This window comes from Arenimonas sp. (genome assembly GCF_035721105.1).
Lineage (GTDB): Bacteria > Pseudomonadota > Gammaproteobacteria > Xanthomonadales > Xanthomonadaceae > Arenimonas.
Genome location: NZ_DASTNG010000063.1, coordinates 23645 through 36251, shown reverse-complemented (window position 1 = coordinate 36251; position 12607 = coordinate 23645). Strand labels below are relative to the sequence as shown.

The window sequence follows — 12607 nt, the reverse complement described above, 5'->3', positions numbered from 1 at the left end:
GCGTATGATGCGACCCCGGGGCTACCCCATACAAGCTTGAATTGGCTGGGGATTCATGCGTCGGACCCCGGCGCGCGGCGCGAGGACAGGGCATGACGGCGGCAAGACCGGTTTTCTATGTTTCCGACGGCACCGGCATCACCGCCGAAACCATCGGCCACAGCCTGCTGACCCAGTTCTCGGGCGTGGAATTCCAGACCCGCCGCATCGCCTTCGTCGACAGCGTCGAGAAGGCCGAGGCGGCCGTGTCCGAGATCCGCCGGGCCGGGCAGGACGCCGGCTGCCGGCCGGTGGTGGTCAACACCGTGGTCGATCCGGACCTGAACCACCTGCTGGCCGAAAGCGGCGCCCTGATGCTGGACGTGTTCGCCCCGTTCATCAGCCCGCTGGAGCAGGAGCTCGGCGTGCGGCGCGAGGCGCGGGTCGGCCACGCCCACGGCATGGTCGACTTCAAGGCCTACGAGTCGCGCATCAATGCCACCAACTACGCGCTCACCCACGACGACGGCATGGACATCCATTACGACGACGCCGACGTGATCCTGGTCGGGGTGTCGCGCTCGGGCAAGACGCCCACCTGCCTGTACATGGCCCTTCACTACGGCGTGAAGGCGGCCAACTACCCGCTCACCGAGGAAGACCTGGAGGGCAGGGAGCTGCCGCGCCGCCTGCGCGCGCACCGGCGCAAGCTGTTCGGCCTGACCATCGACCCCGAGCGCCTGCAGCAGATCCGCAACGAGCGCCGCCCCAACTCGCGCTACGCCACGATCGACACCTGCCGCTTCGAAGTGCAGCAGGCCGAGGCGCTGTTCCGGCAGGAAAACATCCCGGCCCTGAGCACCACCCACACCTCGATCGAGGAAATCGCCGGCAAGGTCCTCGCGCACCAGGGCATCCATCGCCACATGTTCTGAGCCCGCCGCAGGCGGGCCTTCGGGTCCGAATCCCGCGTGCTAGCATCCTCGCCATGGCAGCCCCCGGTCCCGACCGCAACGCCCTCCCGCGCATGAGCCGCTTCGCCTGGCTCATGGGCCTGTACGGCGAGAACTTCCATCGCCTCACCCGCATGTTCCAACCGCAGTCGCTGCCGGCGGGGCGCTACCTGTCGCGGGTGCCGGGCGGCCTGGACCTAGTGGTCGACGTGCTCGAACAGCACGCCTACACGGTCGAACTGCGCCTGAGCTACCGCATGCACGACGACCAGACCGGCCAGCCCGATCCGTCGGCCTACGTGCGCCTGTACCGCGACGCGCGCCAGGCCGAGGTTACCCACTGCTACGTCGGCCGGCACTGGCAGGACGTGCTGGGCCTGCGTCCGAGCGTGCAGGAAATGCTGAGCCACCGGATGCGGATGAACAGCTTCCTCAACAAGTGGCTGGACTACCTGGACGGGCAGGGACACGGTCCGCACACCCTGTCCGGCCACGCGCCGGAGGCGGCCGGAGAAAAAAACGTCGCCTGTGCTTGACGAGCCAAAGGCGGATGTCTAAACTTCCGCTTCTTCCTTCGGTGGGGCTATAGCTCAGCTGGGAGAGCGCTACAATGGCATTGTAGAGGTCATCGGTTCGATCCCGATTAGCTCCACCACTTATTCGCAACACGCTGCACCCAGTTCCAAGTCCCCATCGTCTAGAGGCCTAGGACATTACCCTTTCACGGTAGCGACCGGGGTTCGAATCCCCGTGGGGACGCCACTTCAGAGTGTCCAGAGAAAGCCCGGCCAACGCCGGGCTTTTTCTTTTTGGCGCCGGCGCGGGATGATGCCCGGCGGACACGGGAGACCAGGACATGGACGGAACATTCAGCCTTCGGGCCTGGTCGGGCTTCGCCGCGGGCCTGGCGTCGGCGCCGGACTGGCTGGCGTGGGCGCGCGCGCCCTGGCTGCCCGAGGGCCTCGCCACGCCGGCGCTGGCCGAGATGCCGGCGATGCAGCGGCGCCGGCTGGAGCCGCTGGGCCGGATGGCGCTGGAAGTGGCCTGGCGCTGCCAGCCCGAGGCGACGCCCGGGCTGCCGATGGTGTTCGCCTCCCGGCACGGCGACGTCGCCCGCACCTACGACATGCTGGCCGGCCTGGCCCGCGGCGAGCCGCTGTCGCCGACCCATTTCGGCCTTTCGACCCATAACGCGATCGCGGCGCAGTACTCGATCGCGCGCGGCCTGACCGACAACTACCTGGCGGTCTCGGGCGGCGTGGAATCGCCGGAGGCGGCGGTGACCGAGGCGCTCGGCCTGATCGCCGACGGCGCCCCGGAAGTGCTGGTCGTGGTGTACGACGGCCCCACGCCGGAGCCTTACGCCGAATACCGCGACGAACCCGAGGCGGCCTGGGCCTGGGCCTGGCGGGTGGGTGCGCCGGAAGCGGGCGCGCCGACCCTTTCGCTGCAGCCGTGCGCCGACGAACCGCCGGCGGCATCGTCGCTCCCGCACGGCCTGGACGTGCTGCGCTTCGCGCTGGCGGGCACCGGCGCACTGGTGTCGCCCTCGGGCCGGCGCTGCTGGCGACGGCATGGCTGATCGCCTCGACCGCGCCTGGCGGGTGTTCGGCACCGCCGTGTCGTTCGCGGCCTTCGGGCTGGGCGGGGGGCTGCTGGGCTTGCTGGTGTTCCCGCTGCTGCGGCTGTGGGTGCGCGACCCGGCGCGACTCGGGCGGCTGGCGCGGCGGCTGGTGCAGCGCAGCTTCGCCGGCCACGTCTGGCTGATGCGGCGGCTGGGCGTGATGAGCTGGGAGATCCACGGGGCCGAGCGCCTGCAGCGGCGCGGCCTGCTGGTGCTGGCCAACCATCCGACCCTGATCGACGTGGTCTGCCTGGTCGGCATGATCGAGGAGGCCGACTGCGTGGTGAAGTCGCGGCTGGCGACCAACCCGTTCACCCGTGGCCCGCTGCGCGCGGCCGGCTATGTGTTCAACGACAACGGCGCCGGCCTGGTCGACGACTGCATCGCGTCGGTGCGCGCGGGCAAGAACCTGGTGATCTTCCCGGAAGGCACCCGGACGCCGCGCGGCGAGACCCTGGGGCCGCTGCAGCGCGGGGCCGCGAACATCGCCGTCCGGGGCGCGATCGACGTGACGCCGGTGCTGGTCCGGTGCACGCCGCCGACGCTGGGAAAGGGTGAGAAATGGTATCGTGTGCCCTCACGCCGATTTCACATCACAATACAGGTCCTGCCGGACATCCCGGTGGCCCCGTTCCTGGCTGGAAGCGCCGAGGCCCTGGCGGCCCGCCGGCTGACCGACCACCTGGAAACCACCTTCAAGACGGAGCTCGCCCGTGCCGGCGCTGGAAGCTGAAATCAAGGAACTGATCATCACCACGATGTCGCTCGAGGACATCGCCGCGGACGACATCGACGCCGAGGCCCCGCTGTTCAACGACGGCCTGGGCCTGGACTCGATCGACGCCCTGGAGCTGGGCCTGGCGCTGCAGAAGCGCTACGGGGTCACGCTCGCCGCCGATTCCGAGGAAACCCGCCAGCACTTCGCCTCCGTTCGCGCGCTCAGCGCCTTCGTGGCGGCCAACCGCAAGCAGTAAGGCCACCGGCCGCCGCACCGCATGAGCACTACCATGACCAAGGACCAGCTTTTCCAGCGCATCGTCGCCATCCTCCACGACACCTTCGGCATCGACCCCGAGAAAGTCACGCCGGACGCGAAGCTGGGCGAAGACCTGGACATCGACAGCATCGACGCGGTCGACCTGATCGTGCAGCTCAAGCCGCTGCTGGGCGGCAACCTCAAGCCCGAGGCCTTCCGGTCGGTGCGCAGCGTGCAGGACGTGGTGGACGCACTGCACGCCATGATGCACGGCAGCGACGCACCCGCCGCAGGCGCCTGAGCATGCGCGCCGCGACGGCGCTGGCCTGGCTGGCGACCCTGCTGTACCCGCTGGCGATCTGGCTGGGCCTGGCCCACTTCGAACCGCGCTGGCTGGCGCTGGGGCTGCTGGCGATGGCCCTGCTGCGCGCCGCGGTCTCGCGCGAGGCCGTCTGGCTGGTCGCCGCGGCCTGCGCCGGTGGCCTGGTGCTGGCCAGCCTGCTGAGCAACGACGGCCTGCCGCTCAAGCTCTACCCGGTGCTGGTGAACGCCGCCTGCCTGGTCGTGTTCGCCACCAGCCTCCGGCGCCCGCCGACGGTGATCGAGCGGCTGGCGCGGCTGCAGCATCCCGACCTGCCGGCCGAGGCGATTCCCTACCTGCGCCGGGTCACGCAGGCCTGGTGCCTGTTCTTCGTGGCCAACGGCGGCATCGCGCTCTACACCGCGCTGCGCGCCAGCGACGCCGCGTGGGCGCTCTACAACGGACTGATCGCCTACGTCCTGATCGGCGCCATGCTCCTTGGCGAACGCCTCGTCCGTCCGCGCCATGGCGACTGAACGCACCCGCATCCCGCTGGCCCGGCGCCTGGCCTGGCCGCTGCCGGGCGACGCCCCGGTGGCGACCGACGCCGGCAACGCCGCCTTCCTGGGCCGCGTGGCGGCCTGGCGCGAGGCCTTCGCCGCGCGCGAGGGCGGGGACTTCGCGCTTTACCTCGACGACGGCCTGGAGTTCGCCGCGGCGCTGTTCGGCGCCTGGGCGGCCGGCAAGACGCCGTGGCTGCCGGGCGACCGGCTGCCGTCCACGCTGGCGAGCCTGGACCCGCACGTGCACGGGCGCGCCGGCGAACTGCCCGACGGCTTCCTGGCCGACGCCAGCCCCGGCACGCCGGCGGCCGGGCCCGCGCTGGACCCGGAGACTTGCCAGGTCGTGCTGTTCACCTCGGGCTCCACCGGCGAACCCGGCCCGATCCGCAAGTCGCTGCGCCAGCTCGACAGCGAAGTCGCCGCGCTCGAAGCCTGCTTCGGGGCGACCCTGGGCAACGCGGTGGTGCAGGGCACGGTGTCGCACCAGCACATCTACGGGCTGCTGTTCCGCCTGCTGTGGCCGCTGTCGGCCGGGCGCGCCTTTGCGCGGCACCGGGTCGGGTTCAACGAACAGCTGGCGGCGTTGGGCGACGGGCCGCTGGCGCTGGTGGCCAGCCCCGCGCACCTGAAGCGACTGCCGGAAAACCAGGACTGGCGCGGACTGGCGCGCAGCCTGCGCGCCACGTTCTCGTCGGGCGGGCCGCTGCCGGCGGACGCCGCGCAGGCGGTCCGCCAGCTCTGGGGCCAGGCCGCGATCGAGGTCTTCGGCAGCACCGAGACCGGCGGCATCGCCTGGCGCCAGTCGGGCGGCGCGCCCAAGCCCTGGCAGCCGCTGCCGGGCGTGGCCTGGCGGGTGCAGGACGGCGTGCTGGCGGTCCGCTCGCCGCACCTGGCCGACGACGACTGGTACCGCACCGCCGACCGCGCGCAGGCCACCGCGGGCGGTGGCTTCGAACTGCGCGGCCGCGTCGACCGCATCCTCAAGCTCGAGGAGCGGCGCATCTCGCTGGGCGCGATCGAACGACGGCTGCAGGCCTCGCCGCTGCTGGTCGAAGCCCGGCTGCTGCCGCTGCCCGGCCATCGCATCCTGCTGGCCGTCGCCGCCGTGCCCAGCGCGGAGGGGCAGGCCCTGCTCGACGCCGCGGGCAAGCCCGCGCTGGTCGCCGCGCTGCGCGCCTGGCTGGCCGACCACGCCGACGCGATCGCACTGCCGCGGCGCTGGCGCTTCGTCGACGCGCTGCCGGCCGACGCCCAGGGCAAGTCCAGCCAGCGCGCCCTGGCGGCGCTGTTCCGGCCGCTGCTGCCCGAGCCCGAGTGGCAGGTGCGCACGTCCACCAGCGCCCGGGTTGGCCTGGACGTGCAGGCGGAGCTGGCCGCGTTCGAAGGCCATTTCCCCGGCGCCACCATCCTGCCGGGCGTGGCCATGATCGACTGGGCGGTGCGGCTGGGCCGGCTGGCGTTCGGCCTCGAGGGCCGCTTCCTGCGCATGGAGGCGATCAAGTTCATGCACCTGGTGCGGCCGGGGTCCCGGCTGGAGGCCAGCCTGGACTGGCACCCCGACACCGGCGTGCTCGGCTTCCGGTTCCAGTCCGATATCGGCGTGCATTCCAGCGGGCGCCTGCGCTTCGCGATCGGGGAGGCCGCGTGAGCGCCGGGTTCGATCCGCTGGTGGTGATCCCGGTGTTCGACCACGAGCACGCCATCGGCGACGTGGTCACCCGCCTGCGCCGGCACGGCGTCGACTGCCTGCTGGTCGACGACGGCTCGTCGCCCGCCTGTGCGGCGGTGCTCGACGCGCTGGCGACCGCGCCCGGGGTCTCGCTGCTGCGCCTGCCGGTCAACCAGGGCAAGGGGGGCGCGGTGATCGCCGGCCTGCGCGAAGCGGCACGCCGCGGCCACTCCCACGCACTGCAGATCGATGCCGACGGCCAGCACGACGCCGACGACGTGCCGCGCTTCCTGGCCGAGGCGCGGGCGCATCCGGACGCCGTCATCAACGGCCGCCCGCGGTTCGACGCCTCGGTGCCCAAGGCGAGGCTTTACGGGCGCTACGCCACCCACGTCTGGGTCTGGATCAACACGCTGTCGTTCGAGATCATCGATTCGATGTGCGGCTTCCGCGTCTATCCGCTGGCGCCGACGCTGGCGCTGCTCGAACGCGCCCGCATCGGGCGGCGCATGGATTTCGACACCGAGATCCTGGTCCGCCTCTACTGGGACGGCCTGCGCGTGCGCAACCTCGACACCCGCGTGCGCTATCCCAGCGACGGCGTGTCGCACTTCCAGGTCTGGCGCGACAATGTGCTGATCTCGGCCATGCATACCCGGCTGTTCTTCGGGATGCTGTGGCGGCTGCCGCGCCTGCTGGCCCGCAAGTGGGCGCGCCGATGAGCCGGCGGCACTGGGCCGACCTCGGCGAGACCACCTTCGTCGGGGGCACCTGGCTGCTTTACGGCGTCTACCGGCTGTTCGGCCGGCTGCCGTTCCGGCTGTGCCTGTATCCGGTGGTGTGGGTCTACTGGCTGGGCAGCGGCGTCGCGCGCCGCGCCTCGCGCGAGTACCTGGCGCGGCTGCAGGCGGCCGAACGGGTGTTCGCGCGACCGCCCGGCGTGCGCGAGAGCCTGCGCCACTTCGCGGTGTTCGCCGAGACGCTGCTCGACAAGATGCTGGCGATCGGCGGCCGCTACCCGCGCGAGCGCGTCGCCTTCCGTGGCCACGACACGATGCTGGCGTCGTCGCAGGCGGGGCAGGGCGGGGTGATCATCACCGCGCACATGGGCTGCCTGGAGCTGATGCAGATGGCGGCCAGCTGGCGCGAAGGCCTGCGCGTCACCATCCTGGTGCACACCGCGCATGCGCAGCGCTTCAACCGCATCCTCGAGCGCATCAATCCCCAGGCCAGCGTGCGCCTGATGCAGGTCACCGACTTCTCGCCGACCACGGCGATGCTGCTGGCCGACCGCGTGGCGGCCGGCGAGTTCATCGCCATCGCCGGCGACCGGGTGCCCGTCCGGGGCGACCGGATCGCGAACGCGATGTTCCTCGGCCAGCCGGCGCGGCTGCCGGCCGGTCCCTACCTGATCGCCTCGGTGCTGCGCTGCCCGGTCTGGCTGCTTTCGTGCCTGCACGAGGGCGAGGGCTACCGCGCCGACATCACGCCCTTCAGCGAACGTATCGTGCTGCCGCGCGGCGACCGCCAGGCCGGGCTGGATGAACAGGCCGGCCGCTTCGCCGCCTGGATGACCGCCTGCCTGCGACAATCCCCGTATGACTGGTTCAACTTCTTTCCCTTCTGGGATGCCCCGCGATGACCGCCGCTCCGCCTGATGCCCCCTCCCTGCTCGTCGACGGCCGCCCGCTGCGGATCGAAGACATCGTCGCCGTCGCCCACGGCCGGGCGCGGGTGGCGCTGTCGCGCGACCCGGCCTTCGAGGCCCGCATCAACCGCGGCGCCGACTTCGTCGACCGGCTGATCGCCGAGGATGGCGTGGTCTACGGCGTCAGCACCGGCTACGGCGACTCCTGCACGGTGGCGATCCCGCCGGCGCTGGTCGCCGAGCTGCCGCACCACCTCTACGCCTACCACGGCTGCGGCCTGGGCCGCTTCCTGGATCCGCAGGAAACCCGCGCCGTGCTGCTGGTGCGCCTGCAGTCGCTGGCCCAGGGCGTGTCGGGCGTGAGCCTGGGCCTGCTGCGCCAGCTGCAGGCGCTGCTCGCGCACGACATCCTGCCGATGATCCCGGCCGAAGGTTCGGTCGGCGCCAGCGGCGACCTGACGCCGCTGTCCTACGTCGCCGCCGTGCTGTGCGGCGAGCGCGAGGCCTGGCACCAGGGCCGGGTGATGCCTGCCGCCGAGGCGCTGGCCCTGCACGGCCTGCAGCCTCTGCGCCTGCGTCCGAAGGAAGGCCTGGCGATCATGAACGGCACCGCGGTGATGACCGCGCTGGCCTGCCTGGCCTGGGCCCGCGCCGATTACCTGGGCCGGCTGTCGACCCGCATCACGGCCTTCAACGTACTGGCCAGCGCCGGCAACGCGCACCACTTCGACCAGACGCTGTTCGCGGTGAAGCCGCACAAGGGCCAGCAGCGCGTCGCCGCGCGGCTGCGCGCCGACCTGGCCTCGGACCGGCCGCCGCGCAACGAGCAGCGCCTGCAGGACCGCTATTCGCTGCGCTGCGCGCCGCACGTCATCGGCGTGCTCGAGGACGCACTGCCCTGGCTGCGCAACAACATCGAGGACGAACTGAACTCGGCCAACGACAACCCGATCATCGACGCGGTCGAGGAGCGGGTGCTGCACGGCGGCCATTTCTACGGCGGCCACATCGCCTTCGCGATGGACTCGATGAAGAACGCGGTCGCCAACCTGGCCGACCTGCTGGACCGGCAGATGGCGCTGCTGGTGGACGCCCGCTACAACCACGGCCTGCCGGCCAACCTGTCGGCCGCCCGCGGCGAGCGCGCCGCACTCAACCACGGCCTCAAGGCGCTGCAGATCAGCGCCTCGGCCTGGACCGCGGAGGCGCTGAAGCTGACCATGCCGGCCTCGGTGTTCTCGCGCTCCACCGAATGCCACAACCAGGACAAGGTGAGCATGGGCACCATCGCCGCACGCGACGCACTGCGGGTGGTCGAGCTGACCGAGCAGGTGGCCGTGGCCCTGCTGGTCACCGCGCGCCAGGGCATCGCCCTGCGCGAGGCGGTGTCGGGCGAGCTGCCGCTGTCGCCGGCGCTGGCCGCCATGCAGGCGGACCTGGCGGCGCGGCTGCCGCTGGTGACCGAGGACCGCGCGCTCGACGTCGAGCTGCGGCAGCTGCTGGCGGCCGTGCGCGCCGAAGCCTGGAGCCTGTATGCCGACGCCTGAGCACAGCCTGGAGATCGAACTGAGCCCGGGCTTCCACGACCTGGACCCGATGGACATCGTCTGGCACGGCAACTACGTGCGCTACCTGGAGCTGGCGCGCTGCGCGCTGCTGCAGGCCATCGGCTACGACTACCCGCAGATGCGCGACTCCGGCTACGCGTGGCCGGTGGTGGACCTGCGCTGCAAGTACGTCCGGCCGGTGCGCTACGGCCAGCGCATCATCGTGCGCGCCACCATCACCGAGTGGGAGAACCGGCTGCGGATGGACTACCTGGTGCGCGACGCCGCCACCGGCGAGGTCATCCACCGCGCGCACACGATCCAGGTCGCGGTCGACCTGGCCACGGGCGAGATGTGCTTCGCGTCGCCGGCGGTGCTGTTCGAGCGGCTGGGGATCGCGCCGTGAGGCCGGGCTGGCGGGCCGTACTCGCACTCGGCCTGGCCGCGCTGGCCTTCACCGCCGCGGCGGCCGAAGGCGACGGCGTGCGCGAGCGCCTGGCGCAGCCCCCGGTGCTGCGCGGGCAGTTCGAGCAGAGCAAGCAGCTGCAGGGCTTCCGGCAGCCGCTGGTGTCGCGCGGCGACTTCCTGCTGGTGCGCGATCGCGGCGTGGCCTGGGACACGCGCGAACCCTTCGCTTCGACCGCCCTGCTGACCCGCGACCGCCTGCTCACGCGCCTGCCCGACGGCAGCCAGCGCGTGCTGCTAGATGCCGCCGAGTCGCCCGGCGTGGCCGCGGTCAACGCGCTGCTGCTGGCGCTGGTGGCCGGTGACCTGCCGGCGCTGGCAACCCGCTTCGAGCTTGAGGAAACGCTGGCGGACGACGGCCGCTGGACGCTGGTGCTGCGGCCGCGCGAGGCGGCGCTGGCGCAGGCCTTCACCCGCATCACGCTGGGCGGCGACCGCTTCGTGCGCGAAGTCCTGATCGAGGAAGCCGGCGGTGACGTGACCACGCTGCGATTCCTGGCCCTGGCCGATGAGCCGGCCGCGCCCACGCCCGCCGAGGCCGCGCGCTTTGACTGAGGCGTTCGCCCGCGGCCGCTGGAACGCGCTGGCCTGGGGCTGGCTGCTGGTCGTGGCCGCGCTGGCGGTGCACCAGGCCGGGTTCTGGCGCGAAGCGCGACTCGACAGCGACGTGATGGCGCTGCTGCCGGGCGAAACCGACGACGCCCTGTTGCGCGCCGCGAACGCGCGCCTCGCCGGCGGCGCCACCCGCCAGGTGGTGGTGCTGGTCGGTGCCGAAGACTGGCCGCGCACGCAGCGCGCCGCCGACGCCTTCATCGCCGCGCTCGACGACGCGGGATCGCCGGTGACCCGCCTGCGCGGCGACGACGCCTCGCTGCGCGAAGCGCTGTCGCTTTACGAAGCGCACCGTCGCGGCCTGCTGACGCCGGCGCAGCGCGCGCAGCTGGAGGATCCCTCGACCGAGGCCTTGGCGCTGGCGCGGCTGTTCGCACCCGGGACCGGCGGCATCGGCGCCTGGCGCGACGATCCGCTGGGGCTGTGGACGGCGTGGTGGCAGGCACGCAGCGGCGCCGCGATCAGTCCGCGCGACGGCCTGCTGGCGGTGCGCGGCGAAGACCGGGACTGGGCGCTGGTGCGACTGGAAAGCCGCGTCGCCGCCTTCCAGCTCGACGGCGAGCGCCACCTCCAGGCGGCGCTCGACGCCGCCCGCGCCGCCGCCGTGGCCGCGGCCGGCACCGACGTGGAGATGATCGCCGGCGGCGTCCCGCTGCACGCCGAAGCCGCCGCGGTCCGCGCCCGCACCGAAGTCGGCACCATCGGCCTGGGCTCGCTGCTGGCGGTGGTGGGCCTGGTCTGGCTGGCGTTCCGCAGTCCGCGGCCGATCCTGATGGTGGCGGTGTCGCTGCTGGTGGGCACGGCCGCCGGGCTGTCGGTCACGGCGCTGGTGTTCGGGCAGGTGCACCTGCTGACCCTGGTGTTCGGCGCCAGCCTGGTCGGCGTCGCCGAGGACTACGGCATCCACTGGTTCGCCAGCCGCCAGGCCCAGCCCGGCGTGCCGCCGCGGACCATGATGCGGCGGCTGCTGCCGGCGCTGTCGCTGGCGCTGGTCACCAGCGCGCTGGCCTACCTCGCGCTGGGCATCGCGCCGTTCCCCGGACTGCGGCAGATGGCGGTGTTTTCCGCCGCCGGCCTGGCCGCGGCCTTCCTGACGGTCGCGCTGTGGTTCCCGTGGCTGGACGGCGCCGCGCCGCGCCCGAGCCCGTTCGCCGAAGCAGTGGGGCGCAGCCTGGCGCGCTGGCCGCGGCTGTCGAACCGCGCGCCGACCTGGCTGGCGGCGCTGGCCCTGGTCGCGGTGATCGGCACGGGCCTGCCGCGCCTGTCGGTGAACGACGACCTGCGCAGCCTGCAGTCCTCGCCACCCGCGCTGCTGGCGCAGGAAGCACGGCTCGGGCGCCTGCTCGGCCTGCCCAGCCCGGCGCAGTTCTTCGTGGTCGAAGGCCATGACGCCGAGCAGGTGCGCGAGCGCGAGGAGGCCCTGGTCGATCGCCTGGCGGACCTGTCTGCCGGCGGCCACCTGGGCGGCTGGCGCGCGGTCAGCGACTGGCTGCCGTCGGCGGCGCGCCAGCGCGAGGACGCGGCCCGCGTGCAGACGATCGAAGGCCGCGTGCTGGCCCGCGCCGCCGGACTGCTGGGCGAGGCGCCGCCCGCGGCGCGCACCGACGTCGCGCCAGCGCTGGCGCTGGACGCCTGGCTCGCACACCCGGTGTCGGCGCCGATGCGGCCGCTGTGGCTGGGGTCGGTCGACGGCCGCTGGGGCAGCGTGGTGCTGCTCGAAGGCCTGTCGCCCGAGCGCCTGCCGGCGCTGGCGCAAGCCGCCGAAGGCCTGCCCGGCGTGCGCTGGATCGATCGCAGCGCGACGATTTCCGGCGTGCTGGCGCACTACCGTCACCAGATGTCGCTGCTGCTGGTGGCCGGCTACCTGGCGGTGGCGCTGGCGCTGTGGCTGCGCTTTGGCCGCCGCGCGTGGCGCGCCTGGCTGCCGACCGCGCTGGCCGCGACCCTCAGCCTGGCCATGCTGGGCTGGCTGGGGGTGCCGCTGCAGCTGTTTGGCGTGCTGGCCCAGCTGCTGCTGCTGGGCGTGGGCATCGACTACGGCATCTTCCTGCTCGAACATCGCGATGACCCCGCCAGCTGGCTCGCCGTTTCACTGGGCGCGGCCAGCACGCTGCTGGCCTTCGGGCTGCTGGCGCTGTCGGCCACGCCGGCGCTGCACAGCTTCGGCCTGGCGCTGCTGCTGGGGATCGGCATCGTCTGGCTGATCACCCCCTGTTTCCGACCCGCGCCGCGCGCGGCGACCTGAGCCCGACCTTCCACGGACCGCCACG

At 72.6% G+C, this 12607-nt stretch carries 14 protein-coding genes and 2 tRNA genes; all 16 read left to right on the top strand.

Going from position 1 to position 12607, the window contains the following annotated elements; all coding sequences use genetic code 11:
• Positions 1-92: 92 nt before the first annotated feature.
• The 16 genes from ppsR (at position 93) to VFQ84_RS10260 (ending at position 12582) form a co-directional block, all read left to right on the top strand.
• Entirely contained in the window at positions 93-914 is an 822-nt protein-coding gene (ppsR, locus tag VFQ84_RS10335; protein WP_325131551.1) for a posphoenolpyruvate synthetase regulatory kinase/phosphorylase PpsR, read from the top strand.
• A gap of 53 nt (positions 915-967) precedes the next feature.
• Positions 968-1468 (top strand): DUF1249 domain-containing protein, encoded by a 501-nt coding sequence (locus VFQ84_RS10330; protein ID WP_325131550.1) that lies wholly within the window; start codon positions 968-970, stop codon positions 1466-1468.
• Between the two features lie 43 nt (positions 1469-1511).
• Positions 1512-1587, top strand: a tRNA-Ala gene (locus VFQ84_RS10325).
• Positions 1588-1618: 31 nt separating this feature from the next.
• Positions 1619-1694 (top strand) — tRNA-Glu (locus VFQ84_RS10320).
• A gap of 94 nt (positions 1695-1788) precedes the next feature.
• Positions 1789-2514 carry a beta-ketoacyl synthase chain length factor gene (locus VFQ84_RS10315; RefSeq protein WP_325131549.1) on the top strand — a complete coding sequence of 242 codons (726 nt, stop codon included), beginning with the start codon at positions 1789-1791 and terminating at the stop codon, positions 2512-2514.
• Entirely contained in the window at positions 2507-3289 is a 783-nt protein-coding gene (locus VFQ84_RS10310) for a lysophospholipid acyltransferase family protein (protein ID WP_325131548.1), read from the top strand. The genes VFQ84_RS10315 and VFQ84_RS10310 overlap by 8 nt, the downstream gene beginning before the upstream one ends.
• Positions 3290-3314: 25 nt before the next feature.
• Positions 3315-3530 carry a phosphopantetheine-binding protein gene (locus tag VFQ84_RS10305; protein ID WP_414637033.1) on the top strand — a complete coding sequence of 72 codons (216 nt, stop codon included), beginning with the start codon at positions 3315-3317 and terminating at the stop codon, positions 3528-3530.
• A gap of 33 nt (positions 3531-3563) precedes the next feature.
• Entirely contained in the window at positions 3564-3833 is a 270-nt protein-coding gene (locus VFQ84_RS10300; protein ID WP_325131546.1) for an acyl carrier protein, read from the top strand.
• A gap of 2 nt (positions 3834-3835) precedes the next feature.
• Positions 3836-4369 carry a hypothetical protein gene (locus tag VFQ84_RS10295; RefSeq protein ID WP_325131545.1) on the top strand — a complete coding sequence of 178 codons (534 nt, stop codon included), beginning with the start codon at positions 3836-3838 and terminating at the stop codon, positions 4367-4369.
• Positions 4359-6044, top strand: coding sequence for an AMP-binding protein (locus VFQ84_RS10290; RefSeq protein WP_325131544.1), 1686 nt, complete (start codon positions 4359-4361; stop codon positions 6042-6044). The genes VFQ84_RS10295 and VFQ84_RS10290 overlap by 11 nt, the downstream gene beginning before the upstream one ends.
• A complete protein-coding gene (locus VFQ84_RS10285) occupies positions 6041-6787 on the top strand; it encodes a glycosyltransferase family 2 protein (protein ID WP_325131543.1) in 747 nt (248 codons plus the stop codon). Before VFQ84_RS10290 ends, VFQ84_RS10285 begins: the two co-directional genes overlap by 4 nt.
• Entirely contained in the window at positions 6784-7707 is a 924-nt protein-coding gene (locus VFQ84_RS10280; RefSeq protein WP_325131542.1) for an acyltransferase, read from the top strand. The genes VFQ84_RS10285 and VFQ84_RS10280 overlap by 4 nt, the downstream gene beginning before the upstream one ends.
• Positions 7704-9260 carry an aromatic amino acid ammonia-lyase gene (locus VFQ84_RS10275; protein ID WP_325131541.1) on the top strand — a complete coding sequence of 519 codons (1557 nt, stop codon included), beginning with the start codon at positions 7704-7706 and terminating at the stop codon, positions 9258-9260. Before VFQ84_RS10280 ends, VFQ84_RS10275 begins: the two co-directional genes overlap by 4 nt.
• Positions 9247-9666 (top strand): acyl-CoA thioesterase, encoded by a 420-nt coding sequence (locus tag VFQ84_RS10270; RefSeq protein ID WP_325131540.1) that lies wholly within the window; start codon positions 9247-9249, stop codon positions 9664-9666. The genes VFQ84_RS10275 and VFQ84_RS10270 overlap by 14 nt, the downstream gene beginning before the upstream one ends.
• Positions 9663-10280 (top strand): outer membrane lipoprotein carrier protein LolA, encoded by a 618-nt coding sequence (locus VFQ84_RS10265; RefSeq protein ID WP_325131539.1) that lies wholly within the window; start codon positions 9663-9665, stop codon positions 10278-10280. Before VFQ84_RS10270 ends, VFQ84_RS10265 begins: the two co-directional genes overlap by 4 nt.
• Positions 10273-12582 carry an MMPL family transporter gene (locus VFQ84_RS10260; RefSeq protein WP_325131538.1) on the top strand — a complete coding sequence of 770 codons (2310 nt, stop codon included), beginning with the start codon at positions 10273-10275 and terminating at the stop codon, positions 12580-12582. Before VFQ84_RS10265 ends, VFQ84_RS10260 begins: the two co-directional genes overlap by 8 nt.
• Positions 12583-12607 lie beyond the last annotated feature (25 nt).